This is a genomic window from Methanoregula sp. PtaB.Bin085 (assembly GCF_002067035.1).
Lineage (GTDB): Archaea > Halobacteriota > Methanomicrobia > Methanomicrobiales > Methanospirillaceae > Methanoregula.
In genome coordinates, this window is record NZ_MVQB01000027.1 from 148696 (window position 1) to 165052 (window position 16357).

Here is a 16357-nt window from a genome sequence, read left to right on the forward strand (position 1 = left end):
AAAAAACTTCCCGCATTCGCAAGTGAAGATAGTGCCGGAAATGATATTCATCCCGTCAGAACAACCGGCAGGGCTTCTGCCGGTTTCATCAGAGGGGTCTGCGATTACAGGTGTCTTCGCATCAGAATCGGATAGCACTGTCCGGATGAACGCAGGTTCACAGAACCCCAAGGGCCGGCCCTGATCAGGTCGCGCTCTGCACGACCGGATCGTAACGGGAGGGTTTTTTCTGTAAGGTTTAGCGCAGTTTTCGGGATCGGTAAAGCGTATGATTGGTTTGTTTTCTCTGGGGACAACGTCTGCGGGGTAATCCATAACCAGAAAAAAGGGCCGTCACATCAGCACCAGCTCCTGGAACGTGCGTAGTCATCGCACGGGCAATGACCGCTGACATATTGTCCACGCGGTGCCCCCGGCGTACATGTTGGAACGGCCGTCACCGAGGTCGTTGTGGTCGTTACAGTAGCTGACGTTATGGTTGTCGTTGCTGTTGTCGAGGAGGTAGGGGTTGTTGATGTCGTTGATGCTGTTGATGTGGTAATGGTTGTCGACGCTGTTGACGTCGTCGTGGGAGAGGTTGTTGCCGTTGTTGTTGCTCTTGTAGTTGCCGTCGGCGTTGGCGTTACAGTCGCTGTCAAGGACCCTGTCCCTGCCACGACATCCTCCTTTGCAATCAGCACACCCGATTTTGTATCGATGAACCTGACCGTGATCTTTCCCGGAGGCAGGGAAGAGAAGGATGCACCGGAGAGATTGGGAGTAACCATGAACCCGGATCCCGTGTAATAGAGAACGATCCAGTCACCCGGCCTGAATGCCGTGAGTGCTGGGGCAGGAACCGCTTTGAATGACCCGGCCTGCGTATCGACCTGCAGCTCGGCCGTATATTCGCCCGATGGTGCAGCGTTGAAATATACCGGGTCCCCGGCGCGGTGAAAGATCGCGATGACCGGCTTATCCGATGCATTCACGATATTGAACTGGGGTACGAGATATGCCGACTTTGGGGTGAGGGGAATGACACCGGTTACCAGCATCACGGTGATGACCGCAAGCACGATGCCAAGAGCAATAATCAACGTTTCATCCACCACTTCACTGGCCCCGCTTTCATTCCCCTTCATCCGAACACCCTGATGATGCTTCCGCGGTAGTCAGATAAAAAGGTTGAGGGTCGTCCCGACCCGCGGTCAGTCCCTGCGGGAAGCGCAGTCCGGGCCGGTATTACGGCAGCGTGACAAAGAGCTGTCGCCAGACCTTCTTCCCGAGCACCCGGGTCCGGTGGCCCTGCCCGGTCAGGTCTTCGGCCAGCAGGACATCGCCTTTTTTAAAGGTCCGCTTCTCCCCGCTCCCTGCCTCGATCTCGGCTTCACCATCGATAACCACCACATATTCCCGGCAGACAACGGTATGCCACGGGTAAACGTATCCCGGCGGGTTTTCCCGGAAGAATACGGCCTTGGCCGGTTCGGGAATGGTGAAGAAACCGAATGCCTCGCGGGGCTCGAACGGTATCTCGATGTCCTCGAAATGGGAGCGGTCGTCCGATCCGGTGAAGAGCCGGGTAATCTTCATGCGTTTCTCCTGATCCGATCATCCGCTCCGGAAAGGAAAAACAGTTGCATTGCTCAGCCCGGCAGGCCCGGGCTTTCCGGCGCTGCCACAACCCACACCCGGTCCCTCATGCCCTCCGGGAAGTAGTGCGCATCGAACCACATCGCATCGAACCTCCCGTAGTTGAAGGAGGTGATGCCATCCACACGGTCGTCGTGGCAGTCCACGGAATCAGCAAAGATGATCACATCGTCCCAGACCGTTTCCGTCCCCCGGGTATCATAACCGGTCACAACAACCCAGTGGCCGCCCCAGTCCATCCATTCCACCATGGTGGGAATGCCGTTTTTCAGATTTTTGAGGAGCATCGCACGGGTACCACCTGTGCCCCACGTGGCATTCATGCCCTGCCTTTTAAGCCACGCTGCAATCTGTTCCGGGTTGAGGCCGGTCTTTTCCGAAACACCGGGATATATTTCACGGGCGATCCGGATCTCATCGGCATCTGTATTGTTCACCGGCATGTCGTAATACGACATCACGGTCATTGCTGCCACAGCCCCGCAGGAGTAGTTCGTGACCTGCTGCCGGAGGCTTTTCAGCGGGATGACGGTGAGATTGTCATCGGATTTCAGGCTGGAAACATTGATGCCGGTATAATACCGGGGCGGGGGGAGAGGCGGAGGATCGAGTGCGTACTTCACGCTGCCAGCCTCAGTGCCGGAACTGACGGTTGTAACAAATGCCGGGCTTGTGAAAAGGATGGCCGCGGCAAGGACAATGAGTATACCGAATATCGCAACGATGATGAAGAGGTAGAGCGCTCGCATGGACAGCCGCCTTTATCTGCATGTTGGTTTTTTCGGGTATTCAAGTACTGCCGCATATCCGGAGAAAGAAGATGAAAAATCACATCCGGTACCCGCTCAGGGCAAGCCAGGCAAGCCCCAGCAGGATGATGACAGCAGCTGCGATCATGATCTTCAGGTACGGGAAGCCTTCCTCCGTCCGTTTCTCCGCCCGTTTCCGGGTCACGGGGGCAGTCCCGCCGGTTGGCGTAATCCCGCCACCTTTACTATAGCTCATCCCGGCTGCAGGCCGGGGTTTGGCATTCCAGCGTGCGAGGCCCGCACACTCGTGGTTGGGGGGGAGCCGGCAGCCGGCGCAGTATTTCCCCCCGCAGTACTGGCAGGTGAACGGGAGCAGAACCTCGCTTTTGCACTTGTCACAGTGTGCCATCGTACGTGCTTTGACCGGGCTGCAGATAATAATACAGTGCCGGACAACCATACATATTATCCCGAATCATACCTGATCTGTACATCGTGGAACAGTACAGCAGGGGTGATGTCCTCCTCGCATCGGTTGCGCTTGACGACCGGGCACCTCCCAAGGTCCGGCCGGTCGTGGTAATCGGGACAGATGTGCCGGGTCGGATCCTCATCTGCCCGGTCAGCAGCAGGCCTCCCTTCGATGCGCCCTGCCTGCCGCTGGCCCTTGACGACTTTGCAGCCGGAGGTCTGGAAATGTTCGGCGAGAGCTATGTCATGACGTCACGGGTTCTCACCATCAGGAATGCGGCCGTGGCAGGAAAGAAAGGCCGGCTTTCTCCTGAATCGCTCGCTGAGATTTCTGCACATGTGCCGGTTGTTTCCCCGGCAGGTTCGCAGCCGGGGCAGAAAAGGCCCGGCCGGCAGACCCGCTGATCGTCTTCCTTTCCCTCCTTCCGGAGCATGGTGATCCCTGCATCAGCAGCCTTATCGTCCGGCACGATAACGATGACTGGATGGATATCGCACGGGCGATTGCCGAAATGGAGATGCAGGTCGGCCGGATCTCTCCGGTCCAGAAGTTCCTGCTCGGCACCGACGGATCGGTGACGCAGATCCTGGAATCGATTACCGGGAAAAAGGTGATTATCCGGACACTGGTCCAGAATGTCATCCCCGCCGATACAGAGGCGGCAGGTATCCTGAATGTTTCCGTGGGCGATCCCGTCAACTACCGGGTGGTGGAGATCCGCACAGAAGAGAACAACGAGGTACTCATCTACGCGATCTCGCATACCCCCGTCAACCGGTTGTCTCCTGAGTTCCGGGACGACCTGATGAAGGCCGATATCCCCATCGGCAGGATCATCAGCAGGCACCATATCGAAGCCCGGCGGGAGATCCTGTCAGCCCGCGTCACGCCGGCCTCGGAAGAGATGGGCCGGATTTTCGGGATCTGCAAAAACGAGCCGCTTCTTTCCCGGCAGTACCAGATCATCCATGCAGAAAAACCGCTCATGTTCATCGAGGAACAGTTCCCGTACAACCGTTTCCTCGATTCGCGGCGGGTCATCGTCCGGACGCCCTCCCGCATCCATGTCACGCTCATCGACCTGCACGGCGGATCCGGGCGGGTGGACGGAGGGATCGGCATCACGCTCGACGAGCCCGGCGTCCTCCTCGAGGCAGAACTCGCACCCGCGCTCTCTGTCAGCGGGGGAGACCCGGCTGTCCAGGACCGGGTCCGCGGGATCGTTATGGATGTGCTGCGGAAGCTCGGCGCAGGCGGGAACGTAGCGATCACGATCCGGAGCTTCTACCCCTCGCACGTCGGTCTCGGGAGCGGTTCGCAGCTTGCCCTTGCCGTTGCCCGGGCAATTGCCGAACTCCACGGCCGGCACCTGCCGGTGAAAGAGCTTGCAAAGATCGTGGGCCGTGGCGGGACGAGCGGTATCGGGACGGCCGCGTTCGAGTATGGCGGGTTCATCGTGGACGGCGGCCACCGGTTCGGGGCTGGCGGGGAGAAGACCGATTTCCGCCCGTCCGCCGCATCGCGGGGCGTCAGCCCGCCACCCGTGATCGCCCGGCACGATTTCCCCGCGGACTGGCGCATCCTGCTTGCAATCCCCAACGTGCCGGCAGGAGCAAGCGGTGGCAGGGAAGTGGATATCTTCCGTGATAACTGCCCGGTCCCGCTCGACGAGGTCCGCCAGTTGTCCCACGAAATCCTGATGAGGATGCTCCCCGGGATCGCTTCACGGGATCTCGACCTGTTCGGTTCGTCGATCAATGCCGTCCAGGCCCTCGGGTTCAAGAGGGTGGAGATCGCCCACCAGCCCCCGCAGGTGACCGGCCTTCCTGATATCCTGCGGAACGCCGGGGCTGCCGGTGCCGGCCTCTCCTCGTTCGGCCCGGCAGTGTATGCAGTCGGGGACACCGGCATGACGGCGATTGAACAGGCGGCACAATCGTTCATGAATGAGCACAGCGGGGGCACGACACTCATCACCACTGCGCGGAACAGCGGGGCGGTTGTGAGGGTGGCGTGACCGTTCCGGTTTTTTCTCCGGGAAATGCAATCCCTCCCCCTTGCTGATACTCTCAGGCTCAGAATTCCTGCCACGGGCATACCGACAAAACCGGCGTAACGGAAGCAGCACACTCGCGGGTTTGAAAATATCCGTCGCCCGATTCCCTGCAGGAAAAACATCTTCTGGATCAAATACACAGATCACACATCAGCAGCCGGACGTTCTCCCGATGATGTTCTTTGCCCACATGGTCATCGGCCTTATCGCTGGATTCATTCTCTATGAAGTATACCATGACCAGAACGTTATCATCTTCTGCGCCATAGGAAGCGTACTCCCTGATATCGTGGACAAACCGCTGGGCTTGATCGTACTGAAGTCTGTTCTGGATGCCAGCCGGATCTATTTTCACAGCCTCGTTATCCTGTTCCTCTTCCTGCTGACCGGTCTCTTTGTCTGGAGGTATTACCATTCGAACTCCTTTTTATGCGTTGCACTCGGGATTTTCCTTCACCAGATCCTCGATTTCATGTGGAACAGCCCGGACCGCTGGTTCTACCCCTTTCTCGGTCCCTACCAGGTTGAAGAACATGATAATTACTTTTTCAGGGTGCTGGTATCAGAGCTGAGCTCGCCAACCGAATGGGTTTTCCTGCTTGCCATTCTCGTAATACTTCTCGGTGCGGGGATCAGCTGGTATCAGAAACGTCCGGTGATTGTGCCCGACCCCTTGCGCGAGCGGCAGCAACACAGGCTCTATTCAGGGTTACTGGGCGTGGCAATCTTCGTACTTTTCCTGTCGCTTGCAATCATCTTCCTGTGGCAGCCCTATCAGACAGTCCTGATCTGAACGGGGGTCCCCTTGCACCACGGGTGCCCGGGATACCTCTGGAGATCCTGTCCCGATATATTTCGTACGAGGGTATTCGATAGCGGTGCGATATGGGATCTGGTGGTTCTCACCATGAGGGGCATGAGAGCATGAAAAATGCCTCCGGGCATTCCCGATACCACTCCAGCTTGGAGCCGGGCAGCAGGGAATTTTTCCCTGTCGATCGGACTTAAAAAAAATCCTGCAACAGGGGGAAAAAATGCCGGTTCACTCTACAGCCCGCTGCATCCAGACCACATCGAACGGCTCCCCGAATTTTTCCCCCACGCTGGTCAGGTGCCCGGCATCAGTAAACCCGTGCCGCGTGTGGAAGCGGACACTTGCATCGTTCTTTGACGACATGTTGGCAACCAGCATCGTCAGCCCCTTCTCGCGGGCATCCGCCATGAGCCGATCCAGCAGCCGGCTGCCAAGCCCTTTCCCCACGCACTCCGGTGCCAGGAAGTACGTGAGCATGCCGGTCTTACGGAACACGGGGAACGGGAGGAACGGCTTCAGGAGGCCGAACCCCGCGATGTTCCCGTCATGCTCCGCGACAATGGCAGAGACAGCGCCCTCCCGGAGCGGGCCGAAGAACTGCGGTGGCAGCGGACCTTCGGGATAGGCTGCGAAGCTGGTGGCAGCGTAATGGTTGAATATCCGCATGACCGCATCGCGGTCGCTCTCCTGCATCTCCCTGATTCTCAAATCATCTGCCATGGTTGTATGCACCCCGAGATCCCCGACCGATTACCGTGGTGGGTAAGGGTCCGGTTCCTGTTATTCAGTAGGATGCGGAATAAAAAAAGTGCTCTGCAGAAATCCATTATCGATTTTAATACCAATTCACGGCAATGCTCCATACCCGGCATCTTCGGAATTCTGAGAAAGGGACCGCCCTTACTTCCCGATCTTGACGAGCATCTCCTCGAGCGACGGGTACCGGCTCTCGATCTTCTCGACTTTTCCCCCCGCCTCCGTGATAATGCCGGTGCACTCATTGAGTTCCTTCATATCCTCCGCTTCGCAGACAAAGAACCCCTCCTCCTGCCGGTAGGTCCGGGAGTGTCCCAGGAGTTTTTCGGGGTCGGCAATGGAGAAGAAGATCGTGTAGGTGAGCGACCCGAACTGGTCGCGGAGCTCCTTCATGGTGCCGAAGGCCACCATCTTCCCCCGTTTCAGGATCATCACCTTGTCGCAGATCGCCTCGACCTGGTACAGGTTGTGGGCCGAGAGCACGATCGTTTTCCCGTCAGACCGGAGACGGCGGAGATAGTCCGCGATGAACCGCGAGGTCATGGGATCGAGCCCGCTCGTGGCCTCGTCGTACACGAGGAACTTCGGGTCGTGAATCAGGGATCGTGCGATTGCGGTCTTCCGTTTCATGCCCTTCGAAAACTCCCCGATCTTCTTGCCGTTCGGCTCCAGCGAGAGCGCCGCGAAGAGCTGGGTCGAGCGGACCCGGATCTCCTGCGGCGAGAGCCCGTAGATCTCGCCGAAGAACGCAAGGTAGTTCTCCGGCGTCATCGTCTCGTAGAGCCGGGACTCCTCGGGCAAATAGCCGAGGTTCTCCTTGAGGGCCATCGGGTCTTTGATGACATCGATATCGTTGATGAAAAGTTCCCCCGACGTCGGGGCAATCAGGCCGGAGATAATTTTCAGGAGCGTGGTCTTCCCGGCACCGTTGTGCCCGATGATCCCGAAGATCTCGCCGTCCTCGAACGAGAAACTGACACCGTCGAGTGCCATGAAGCCGTCAAAGTCCTTTACCAGGTTGCGGGCCGTGATCATGAATGATGCCTGTGTTTCCGGATATTATTTGGTGGTGCTGATATAGGTTGGGATGGTGTCAGCACCGGGTACTTTTTGAAGCAGTGCGGAACTATTCTGTATACCCATATCCGGGACTGTGCCATGGGATTAATAGATAAAGGCTGGCAACGGTGGATTAAGTACCGGGGGACACCATGGGCGATCTGAAAGATATTGCTACCATCGCGCGATGGGAAGTGAAGAAGTCGTTCTCCGTGATGGGAAGAAACGTCCTGCCGCTCGCCATCGTCCTCTTCGTCCTGCTCGTCCTCGTCACCGGCTTCACCACCCAGAGCGGGCTGCACCTGCAGGACGGCATGTACGAGGTCGGGGTGAACGATCCCGCCCTTGCAGGGCTCATTGCCGGCGACCCCCGGTTCAGCGTGTACCAGATCTCCGCAGCCAGCCCGGACTGGCGGGGCAATTCCTTCGACCTCATCGTCATCAACGGCGAGGTCTTTTACCGGGGCACCGAGAAAAGCAAATCCGCCCTCAAGACGCTGGAGCGCAATTACGGGAAGTACGTGAACAGCGTGTATAACGCCGAGGAGGATCTCTTCGCCGCGTACCCGCTCTGGATCGATGTCCAGCCCCAGAAGAGCGAACTCGATTTCCTTGCAACCCAGAGCGGGCAGTCGATCACTGCAGCCCCGGGCAGGCAGGCTCCCGTCCCGGAAGGCCCGGTTGCCGAGATCCCGACGCCATCGCCAACCCTCGCGTTCACCCGGGACGAGCTCCGGCAGGAACTGACGAAGACGAGCTCCGCAAACCCGCAGATCTCGCGGTACACGGAGATCCTGACGACAGACAACGCGATGGGCAATTTCAAGACCCCGTCCCAGATGTCGCCCCCCCTGCCGTTCGATTCCATCATCCTGATCTTCGTCTTCATCTTCCCGCTCTACTTCACCTCCCAGTTCTTCATGATGAGCATCATGAACGAGCGGATCGAGCGCAAGGGCGAGATCCTCCTCTCCATGCCGGTAAAAACCGGCTCCATCATCCTTGGCAAGATGCTCCCGTACTTCCTCGGGATGCTTGCCATCTGCACGGGGCTCACGGTCTGGATCGGCGCCCCGTTCATCATCCTCCTCCCGCTTGTCCCGGTCATCTTCTTCTTCCTTGCCAACGCGCTCATCATCGGCATGCTCTCGCGGAGCTTCAAGGAGCTCTCCTTCATATCCATCTTCTTCTCGACGGTCGCAACTTCGTATCTCTTCTTCCCGAGCATCTTTGCCAATGTCCACGTCATCAGTTTCATCTCGCCCCTGACGCTGATTGTCCTCTCCCTGCAGGGAACCGCGTGGACGGCGACTGACTATCTCTATTCCACCTCGCTCTTCTGGCTCACGAGCGCTGTGATATTCTTTGTCGCGGCACGGAACTTCAAAGAGGAGCGCCTCTTCTCGGAGAAGAACCTCGTGACCCGGATGCGGGAGTTCCTCTCCGAGGTCCTGTCGCGGAAACGCCCGTTCCTCTCGCTCTTCCTCCTGACCGGGTTCTCGATACCGTTCATCTTCATGGTGCAGATGATGTGCCTCGTGCTCTTCTTCAACCTGCCCATGCCCTACTCGCTCGTGCTCCTCCTCCTCTTTGCGGCACTCATCGAGGAGATCGCCAAAGGGATCGGGATCTACACGATCTATGCCCGCGACGCTGCGTTCTTCACATGGAAGAACGTCGTGTATGCCTGCGCTGCGACCGCTATCGGGTTCCTCGTCGGGGAGAAACTCCTGCTGTTCGTCACCCTCGCCCAGATCACGGAATCGGTCTTCGGCAGCATCCTCTTCCTCTCCCTCGGGGTCCTCTGGATGCCGCTCCTCCTGCATTTCGCCGGGGTGCTCATCGTGACTGCGTGCCTGAAGCTGGGCGGCCGGGGCTGGTTTGCACCGGGGCTCGCGCTCGCCATGGTCGTGCACTGCCTGTATAACCTCTACTTCATCCTGGGGTGGCTCTCATGAAGGCGCGGCACCTCTCCATTATTGCAAGGAAGGAGTTCCGTGGTCTGTTCAGCGAGCGGACGATTCTGCTTGCCATCCTGCTCCAGCTCTTCATCGCCCTCTTCTCCTCGTTCCTGATGGTCGGGCTCACCTCGATGTACGACCCGTCATCGCTCTCGAAGTATTCCCGGTTCCGGTATAACGTGGCCTATGCCGGCAATGACTCGCCGGTGCTTGACTACCTCACGACGAGCCGGGACTTCCGGGTGTACCCGATGAACCTCTCGGATGGTGTTGCGGCGTTAAAAGAGCGCAAGCTCTCCGCCGTGATCTGGGTCCCGGACACCCCGCCGGATGCACAGGAACCGGTCAAGATCACCCTGTATACCCTGCAGAATGATCTCCAGAGCGCCATCGTCGACGTTAAGCTCAAGGACATCTTCCTGAAGTACGAGACCGGCCTGCGGGAGATCCGGGCGGGACGGCTGCATGACGAACCGGTCCCGCTTGCCATCCCGAAGGCTCAAGGCGGCGGGGACTTCTACGAGTTCGTGTACGGGCTCCTGATCCCGCTCCTCGTCTTCATGCCGGCGATCATCGCCTCGGCGCTCGTCATCGACCTGCTGACCGAGGAATACCAGCACGAGACCCTCGAGACCCTCATCTCGACGCCGGTCACCTTCACCGAGATAGTCTGGGGCAAGGTGCTGGCCTGCGAGCTGATGGTGCCGGTCCAGGCTTGTGCATGGATCCTCCTCCTCATGATCAACGGCATCGCGATCGAGAATGCCGTTCTCATTCTGGTCCAGGTGTCGGTCACATCATTCATCCTGGTCCTGCTCGGCACCCTCACGGCGCTCCATTACCGAGAACGGACTGCTGCCCAGTTCATCTTCTCGACCGCACTGGTCATTGTCATGCTGCTGGGGCTTGCCCTGCCGGACAACCCGTTCAACCTCCTGACCCGGCTGGCGATCGGGACTGCAGGGATGGAGCAGTGGTTCGTGCTCGGGGGAACCAGCCTCATCATCCTCATCCTCGGGTGTGCGACACACCTGTACGCGGACCGGATAGGGAAATCCCGTCACAGCGGGTAAAAAAGGGGGTGGTTTTTACAGGTATGACAGCACCAGCGATTCTTCCCGGATCTTGTAGGTCTTGCCGGCGCTGGTGATGTAGACCTGTACAAAGTCGGTCCCCCGTGTGCCATCGATTACAAGTTCATCGCCCCGTCGGGGTTTCCGGTCGCCGTTGTTCATGTACTGCTGAACGACCTGTCCGTTGCTGAGGGTGGCCTTCATCATGATGTTCTGGACAAAAATCTCACCCTTCCCGCCGTTGTAGAGGAGGTGGATCGACGAATCAGGGCGCTGCTTGGACAGGACCAGTGCCACGTCCTGCTCGGGGGGCAGGGTCTCGACAGGAACCGGCGTGGGGATCACGGTGGCCTCTGAGGTCGGGGGCGCTGGCGGGGGCGTGGAGACCGTTGTCGGTGCCCGGGTAGTCCCGGTCCCGGTCGGGCTTGTGCATCCTGAAAAGAGCGCACACAGTACGAGGAGGGAGCATGCGAGTGCAACAGCGGTTTTCTGCATGTAAATTGCTTTCATCTGTGGGTATTTCTGATTTGTGCTCGAATATAGCGGGGAAAAGAATACAATTCCCGTTTCTTCTGGTTTATTTCCCCCGGCCTCAGTTCCGGGCACAATAACCGGGTAAAACCGCGGGAACGAACAGTTAAATTAAAAAGGGCTCCCGGATTAACTTTACGTATCAGGAGCCTAAGGAATGTTCTGTCCTAAATGCGGAAAAGAGACTGATGCCTCCGGAAAATTCTGCCAGTGGTGCGGTGCCGATATCGGCTCTGTCCCGCTGCCGGCAGCCCCCTCCCCCATCACTCCCGAAGAGGAGGAGGGCCCGGATATCGGGGTCTACGCGGGCCTTGGCAGGAGGTTTGTCGCATTCATTGTCGATTTCATCATCATTGTACTCTTTGACCTGGTGGCGATGACCATGCTCGGCCTCACCCGGGGCGTGCAGAACTCGTACTTCTATTTCGTCCAGAAGATCCCCGTGGAAACCCTCACCACCGAAGGGACCATGGGCGCCCTGCTCGGATCCATCATCGCCGCGTACGGCATGCTGCTGATCGTGATCCCGTGGCTCTACTTCGCCGGCTTCGAATCATCCCGGAGCCAGGCCACTCCAGGAAAGCTGCTGATGCATATCGTTGTCACCGACATGATCGGCAACAAGCCGACCTTCGCCCGCGTCACGCTCCGGCATTTCGCCAAGTTCGTCTCCGCCATCCCCGTCTTCCTCGGTTTCCTTGCGATCGGCCTCACGCAGAGACGCCAGGGGCTCCACGATCTCATCGCAGGCTGCCTTGTACTCCTCCAGGACTGAAAACATCGCATCTTTTTTCCATAATAGCGGATATCACGTAATTCCGGGCGGAAGGCACAGGAATGGTTCAGCGTGACAAGGGTCAGAGAAAGAGAGCCGGCAAAGGCACTGCCGGTCCTTCGCAGGCAGAATCCATCACCGGTGTTCTTCTTCGCTATGAGACACTACTCCTGTTTGTATTCCTGTTCTTCGCGTACAACACCGTTTCCATCGTCACCGTCAGCGGCGATACGGTGCCGGCCCAGCTTCTTCCTGCAGCCATCCTGTACGATCACAGCATCTTCTTCGACGGCCCGTTCATCACGAGTGTCTTCCAGGGTCTGATACAGACGCCTGATATCGCATACGCTTTCCCCGAAGTGAATGGCCGGATCGTCTCCTTCTTTCCCATTGTCACACCGGTTCTCGTTACTCCCCTCTATGCATGCTCCTTCCTTCTCTCATCGCTCCTCCATGCTCCTGTAACGCCGGAACTAATCGCAGCGATTGCAAAAACCTCTGCAGCGTGCATCGCTGCTCTTTCCGGCGTCCTTCTTTACCTTTCGGCAAAAGAGCTCTTCTCGCAGAGGACTGCACTGGCAACGACCCTGGTGTATGCCTTTGCCACGAGCACCTGGTCGGTCAGCAGCCAGGCGCTCTGGCAGCATGGTATGGTCGAGCTCCTGCTCATTTCCCTCATATATGGTAGTATCCTCAACGACCGGCAGCCATCATACCTGACCGTTGCTATCATGGGGATCATATCCGGCCTGTTTGTCTTCAACCGGCCACCCGATGCCGTCCTCCTCATCCCGGTTTTTGTCTACATTGCAAAGGAGTGCCGGAACCAGATCGGTTATTACGCTGCCGGCTGCCTTGCGGGCGGCGCCCCGTTCTTCCTCTACAATATGCTGATTTTCGGCAATATCTTCGGCGGGTATATCAAAAACGCGGCAATCTTTTCGTTTGGCCCCGACGCGGTTGTCGGATTCGTCAGCCTTCTTGTTGCACCGAACCTTGGGCTCCTGGTCTTCTCCCCCGTCCTGCTCTTTTCCGTGTACGGGTATTTGAGACTGAGTACCCTGACACGACCGAAGATCCGCAACCTGCTTGCCTGGTTCGGGCCGGTCATCCTGCTCCAGATCCTTGTGTACAGCTTTTTCAGCCTGTGGATGTCATCGACTGCATTTTCCTACGGGCAGCGTTTCCTGACCGGGTTCATTCCCGTCCTTGCTTTATACATCGGAGTTGTAATCAGCGAATTCCTTGAAGGCGACCGTACTGACATAACTGCCCGTTGTGGAAAAGCATGCTTTATCATACTCGTCGCTGTCTCGTTGATCATCCAGGCCATCGGGGTATTTTATTATCCGTTCAACCCGGTTAAAACCATGGACCGCCCGATGATCTGGGATACCGATCACATGATCATTGTGGAAAGTTACACCATCGGGGTCAGGACTATCAGTCAGGTCGTCATGTGGAACGTTCCGCCGCTTCCGCCGGTGTTCATTCTCCCTATGCATCATTAACCGACAGATCAACCCGCTTTTTCTGCACCCATGATGCCGTTCCGGCCTGCAGGGCGGGATAATGACTGCAGCCCGCCGGTTCATGTGCCGCAGGGAGCAATATCCGCAGTATCCTCCCGTTGCACGCGCGGTTAACGGAACGGGTCGCGGTTCCTGACCTTCAGGCCGAGCAGGATGAGGATCAGGACAAACGTGATGACATTTGCCAGGATGATCGGCATCGAGCCGGTCCAGATACCATAGGAGGTCCAGAGCAGGATCCCGAGGGCAAAGAGGAGGAGCATGGCGAGCGAGAGATCGCGTGTCTCCCCCAGCTTCCATGCACGGAGAACCTGCGGGACGAACGATATGGTTGTAAGGGCCCCTGCGATATAGCCGACAAGAACAATGGTGTCCATGAGGTCACTTTCAGGTATTTATCCTGCAATGATTTGAATCCGGCAGCCGTCCTTTCCCTGTACCGGTCAGCCGGTCGCTCCCTGCGGTGGTTCCGGTGAGAACTGGTCGGCGGCAACCAGCCATTTCCGGCCTTCCTTCACCAGGAAGTACATGTCCCGGCCCTGCATGGTCTGCTTCACCGGCCCCATGCCAAAGGTGATCGTGAAAAAATTCGTTACAACGGCACATTTCCCGCCGGCATAGATCTGGACCTTGTGCCCGGTCTCCTTCCATTCGTGGACAACGGTTGCCTGCGCGAACTCCCGCCACCCGGCGACATATGCCTCCCTTCCTTCAAGCCGCCCGGGGGTTGTCGGCACAATGGCCACGGCCTCCGGGTGGATGTACTGCCGGAATTCTTCCTCGTGCCACCCTTCGGTCCAGCACCGGTTCATCGCATGAAGCATATCGATGATTTCCCTGCGTATCTTCTCAGAATCCATATTTATCCTCCTGTTGTATCTGACATTCCGTAAATTCACCTGCTGCGGGCGGCAGAGTATTCATATTGATACAACATCCTCAGGTTCTGCCGAGAACTGCTGGGCGGCAACCAGCCATTTCCGACCCTCCCGGACGAGGAAGAACATGTCGCGGCCCAGCATGGTCTGTTCCCGGCCGTCCATGACAAAGGTGACCGAAAAGAGGTACGTAACAACTGATGCTTTCCCGCCGGAAAAGATGCTGACCCGGTGAGCGGTCTCCTGGCGCCGGATGACGACCGCCGTGCTGCAAAAATCCCGCCATTCAGCAACATATGCTTCTTTTCCCTCAATCCTGCCGGGCGAATCCGGGAAGACTGCAACGATATCCGGGTGGATATACCGGCGGAATTCTTCTTCATGCCAGCCGTCCGTATAACTCCGGTTTACAGCGTTTATGGTTTTCAGAATATCCCTTGTAATGGTATTCAGGTCCATGAAAACACTCCATCTCCCCCTGAGAGCCGGGCAGATAAAAGGCGCGGGTATGCAGGGTGCGAAAGTAAAAAAAGTTCAGAATTTCACGCGGGGCGCCTCGCTCTCCCGCATGTTGTCTGCCATGGTCCAGAAATATGCCTCGCCATGGGCAATACGGAAGATGGCAAGTTTCCCTCCCTCCGGTGCTGCGGCAAGCAGCCCCTTCACCCACGGGCGGTCGCGGAAGAGCCGTTCCCCGAGCGCCGAGTCGTTCAGGAACTCGGCCTTGCCTGTAACCCGCATCATGGTCCCCGCACCCTCGCCGGGCTTGTAGAAGCAGAGCTCCACCTTCGGGTTCTTCTTCAGCTGGCCGTAGATCCTCTTCGGGGTTCCCGTGTGATAATAGAATCCCGTTGCATCACAGAACCACATCGCGAATGCCCGGACCCGGGGCTGGTCTCCCTCTGCTGTCGCAATATATGTAACCGGGTTCTCGGTTGCAAACTTCGTGCATTCGGAAAAATCCATTCGATCGCCTCAGGAGACTATGGATGGGCGGGGGCGAAAAAGGTTCGGGAGATCGGATGGCAGCGGGCGGGCACCACTGTTCCGGAGGTTCTGTGACGGGAACAGGTGTGTCCGGCCGGAACCCCCGATCCGGCATTCCCATTTATCCCCAATGACCCCCCGGGCATTCCGGGCACCATTGCCTGTCACAGACATACACAATTTCGTCGTGTACGTTCCATTATGCCATACAATACCGGGAGGCTGCTTATGGGGGTCAGTGGGGATAAAAATCCCTGACCGGCCCGGCCGCGGGCCTTTCAGCCGGGTCATCTGCGGCAAAACAGCAACAGAATTCCGACGGAATATTCCCTCCGGATCCCGGGAATCCCTTTTGACCTAGCCGGCAGGATCCTGTAAAATTTATCCCCACTGACCCCCCTGCACGACCACCAAGGATTTCTCCCTTGCGCCATTTCTATAGATAATACAATCCGGCGGCCGTCCACGCAACGCCGATCCGGCGGAACCATTTTCCTGCCGGCGATGCGTGCGGGACGGCGGCATGCAGGAGGAAGACCATGAGACAATTCACGCCAAAGGCCGGGACAAAGAGCGCCACCTGCACCCTGGACCGGCCGTTTCCAGATATCGGGTCATTCAATGCTGTTGTGCAGGATCTCATCGTGAGAAACCCGCTCGGCTGCACATCGTACCGGACGCCGGGGAAGCACCATCCGCCGGTTGTGAAGGTCCGCGAGCGCTACACCGCGAAGTTCGTGTACGAGGACGGGGACAGGAAGCAGATCGGCAGTTCGTCCGAGGTGTACAACTCGGTCGAAGGGTACGAGGACGGGATCCACGCGGTCATGGCGAACGTGGCGAATATCGCTGCTCACCGCGGGAGGGCCCGGCACGTCCCGGAAGCCGACCGCTACACCGTGATCCTGAAGTGTCACGACGAGAGTGGGGAGCTGTTCTTCCTGAGCCTGGCGCGGGACCGGATCACGGTAGCATCCTATACCGACGATGCGATCCGGAAGAATGTTGCACGGTGGACGGATCGAATGCTGGCAGCGACCGGATGATTGCCCGTCCACGGGAGACTGCCCCGCTGTCCC

Annotated in this window: 19 protein-coding genes; 8 read left to right on the forward strand and 11 right to left on the reverse strand. The window is 58.0% G+C overall.

Annotated elements, in window-relative coordinates:
* Nucleotides 1–338: 338 nt before the first annotated feature.
* The 4 genes from A4E33_RS05805 to A4E33_RS05820 all read right to left on the reverse strand — a co-directional run bounded on the left by A4E33_RS05805 (nucleotide 339) and on the right by A4E33_RS05820 (nucleotide 2793).
* A complete protein-coding gene (locus A4E33_RS05805; RefSeq protein WP_292346745.1) occupies nucleotides 339–1124 on the reverse strand; it encodes a hypothetical protein in 786 nt (261 codons plus the stop codon).
* 100 nt (nucleotides 1125–1224) lie between these two features.
* The gene (locus tag A4E33_RS05810) at nucleotides 1225–1575 is read right to left on the reverse strand and encodes a hypothetical protein (protein ID WP_292346746.1); all 351 of its coding nucleotides are present in this window, start codon (nucleotides 1573–1575) and stop codon (nucleotides 1225–1227) included.
* A 53-nt stretch (nucleotides 1576–1628) separates the two neighbouring features.
* On the reverse strand, nucleotides 1629–2384 hold the full coding sequence (locus tag A4E33_RS05815) for a C39 family peptidase (RefSeq protein WP_292346747.1): 756 nt from the start codon (nucleotides 2382–2384) through the stop codon (nucleotides 1629–1631).
* Between the two features lie 79 nt (nucleotides 2385–2463).
* Complete coding sequence (locus A4E33_RS05820) at nucleotides 2464–2793, reverse strand: AN1-type zinc finger domain-containing protein (RefSeq protein ID WP_292346748.1); 330 nt, start codon at nucleotides 2791–2793, stop codon at nucleotides 2464–2466.
* Between the two features lie 86 nt (nucleotides 2794–2879).
* Between A4E33_RS05820 and A4E33_RS05825 the strand changes: the two genes are divergently transcribed.
* The 3 genes from A4E33_RS05825 to A4E33_RS05835 all read left to right on the forward strand — a co-directional run bounded on the left by A4E33_RS05825 (nucleotide 2880) and on the right by A4E33_RS05835 (nucleotide 5705).
* Nucleotides 2880–3260 (forward strand): type II toxin-antitoxin system PemK/MazF family toxin, encoded by a 381-nt coding sequence (locus A4E33_RS05825; protein ID WP_292346749.1) that lies wholly within the window; start codon nucleotides 2880–2882, stop codon nucleotides 3258–3260.
* Between the two features lie 80 nt (nucleotides 3261–3340).
* The gene (locus A4E33_RS05830; RefSeq protein WP_292346750.1) at nucleotides 3341–4873 is read left to right on the forward strand and encodes a beta-ribofuranosylaminobenzene 5'-phosphate synthase; all 1533 of its coding nucleotides are present in this window, start codon (nucleotides 3341–3343) and stop codon (nucleotides 4871–4873) included.
* A 211-nt stretch (nucleotides 4874–5084) separates the two neighbouring features.
* A complete protein-coding gene (locus tag A4E33_RS05835; RefSeq protein ID WP_292346751.1) occupies nucleotides 5085–5705 on the forward strand; it encodes a metal-dependent hydrolase in 621 nt (206 codons plus the stop codon).
* A 249-nt stretch (nucleotides 5706–5954) separates the two neighbouring features.
* Here A4E33_RS05835 and A4E33_RS05840 read toward each other — a convergent pair whose 3' ends face one another.
* Nucleotides 5955–6446: a GNAT family N-acetyltransferase gene (locus tag A4E33_RS05840; protein ID WP_292346752.1), complete on the reverse strand. Its 492-nt coding sequence runs from the start codon at nucleotides 6444–6446 to the stop codon at nucleotides 5955–5957.
* Nucleotides 6447–6626: 180 nt separating this feature from the next.
* On the reverse strand, nucleotides 6627–7517 hold the full coding sequence (locus A4E33_RS05845) for an ABC transporter ATP-binding protein (protein ID WP_292346753.1): 891 nt from the start codon (nucleotides 7515–7517) through the stop codon (nucleotides 6627–6629).
* A gap of 176 nt (nucleotides 7518–7693) precedes the next feature.
* On the opposite strand from A4E33_RS05845, the gene A4E33_RS05850 reads away from it, so the two are divergent.
* Together A4E33_RS05850 and A4E33_RS05855 are read left to right on the forward strand one after the other, a co-directional pair.
* Nucleotides 7694–9499 (forward strand): ABC transporter permease, encoded by a 1806-nt coding sequence (locus tag A4E33_RS05850; protein WP_292346754.1) that lies wholly within the window; start codon nucleotides 7694–7696, stop codon nucleotides 9497–9499.
* The gene (locus A4E33_RS05855; protein WP_292346755.1) at nucleotides 9496–10575 is read left to right on the forward strand and encodes an ABC transporter permease; all 1080 of its coding nucleotides are present in this window, start codon (nucleotides 9496–9498) and stop codon (nucleotides 10573–10575) included. Before A4E33_RS05850 ends, A4E33_RS05855 begins: the two co-directional genes overlap by 4 nt.
* 15 nt (nucleotides 10576–10590) lie before the next feature.
* Here A4E33_RS05855 and A4E33_RS05860 read toward each other — a convergent pair whose 3' ends face one another.
* On the reverse strand, nucleotides 10591–11085 hold the full coding sequence (locus A4E33_RS05860; protein ID WP_292346756.1) for a hypothetical protein: 495 nt from the start codon (nucleotides 11083–11085) through the stop codon (nucleotides 10591–10593).
* Nucleotides 11086–11263: 178 nt separating this feature from the next.
* Between A4E33_RS05860 and A4E33_RS05865 the strand changes: the two genes are divergently transcribed.
* Together A4E33_RS05865 and A4E33_RS05870 are read left to right on the forward strand one after the other, a co-directional pair.
* Nucleotides 11264–11881 (forward strand): RDD family protein, encoded by a 618-nt coding sequence (locus tag A4E33_RS05865; RefSeq protein WP_292346757.1) that lies wholly within the window; start codon nucleotides 11264–11266, stop codon nucleotides 11879–11881.
* A gap of 62 nt (nucleotides 11882–11943) precedes the next feature.
* Nucleotides 11944–13392: a glycosyltransferase family 39 protein gene (locus tag A4E33_RS05870; protein WP_292346758.1), complete on the forward strand. Its 1449-nt coding sequence runs from the start codon at nucleotides 11944–11946 to the stop codon at nucleotides 13390–13392.
* Between the two features lie 131 nt (nucleotides 13393–13523).
* Here A4E33_RS05870 and A4E33_RS05875 read toward each other — a convergent pair whose 3' ends face one another.
* From A4E33_RS05875 to A4E33_RS05890, 4 genes are all read right to left on the reverse strand, one after another.
* A complete protein-coding gene (locus tag A4E33_RS05875; RefSeq protein WP_292346759.1) occupies nucleotides 13524–13790 on the reverse strand; it encodes a SemiSWEET family sugar transporter in 267 nt (88 codons plus the stop codon).
* Nucleotides 13791–13856: 66 nt separating this feature from the next.
* Nucleotides 13857–14273, reverse strand: coding sequence for a DUF4440 domain-containing protein (locus tag A4E33_RS05880; protein WP_292346760.1), 417 nt, complete (start codon nucleotides 14271–14273; stop codon nucleotides 13857–13859).
* Nucleotides 14274–14333: 60 nt separating this feature from the next.
* The gene (locus tag A4E33_RS05885) at nucleotides 14334–14750 is read right to left on the reverse strand and encodes a nuclear transport factor 2 family protein (protein ID WP_292346761.1); all 417 of its coding nucleotides are present in this window, start codon (nucleotides 14748–14750) and stop codon (nucleotides 14334–14336) included.
* Between the two features lie 75 nt (nucleotides 14751–14825).
* On the reverse strand, nucleotides 14826–15257 hold the full coding sequence (locus tag A4E33_RS05890) for a pyridoxamine 5'-phosphate oxidase family protein (RefSeq protein ID WP_292346762.1): 432 nt from the start codon (nucleotides 15255–15257) through the stop codon (nucleotides 14826–14828).
* 560 nt (nucleotides 15258–15817) lie between these two features.
* Between A4E33_RS05890 and A4E33_RS05895 the strand changes: the two genes are divergently transcribed.
* Entirely contained in the window at nucleotides 15818–16324 is a 507-nt protein-coding gene (locus tag A4E33_RS05895) for a hypothetical protein (protein ID WP_292346763.1), read from the forward strand.
* Nucleotides 16325–16357: the final 33 nt, after the last annotated feature.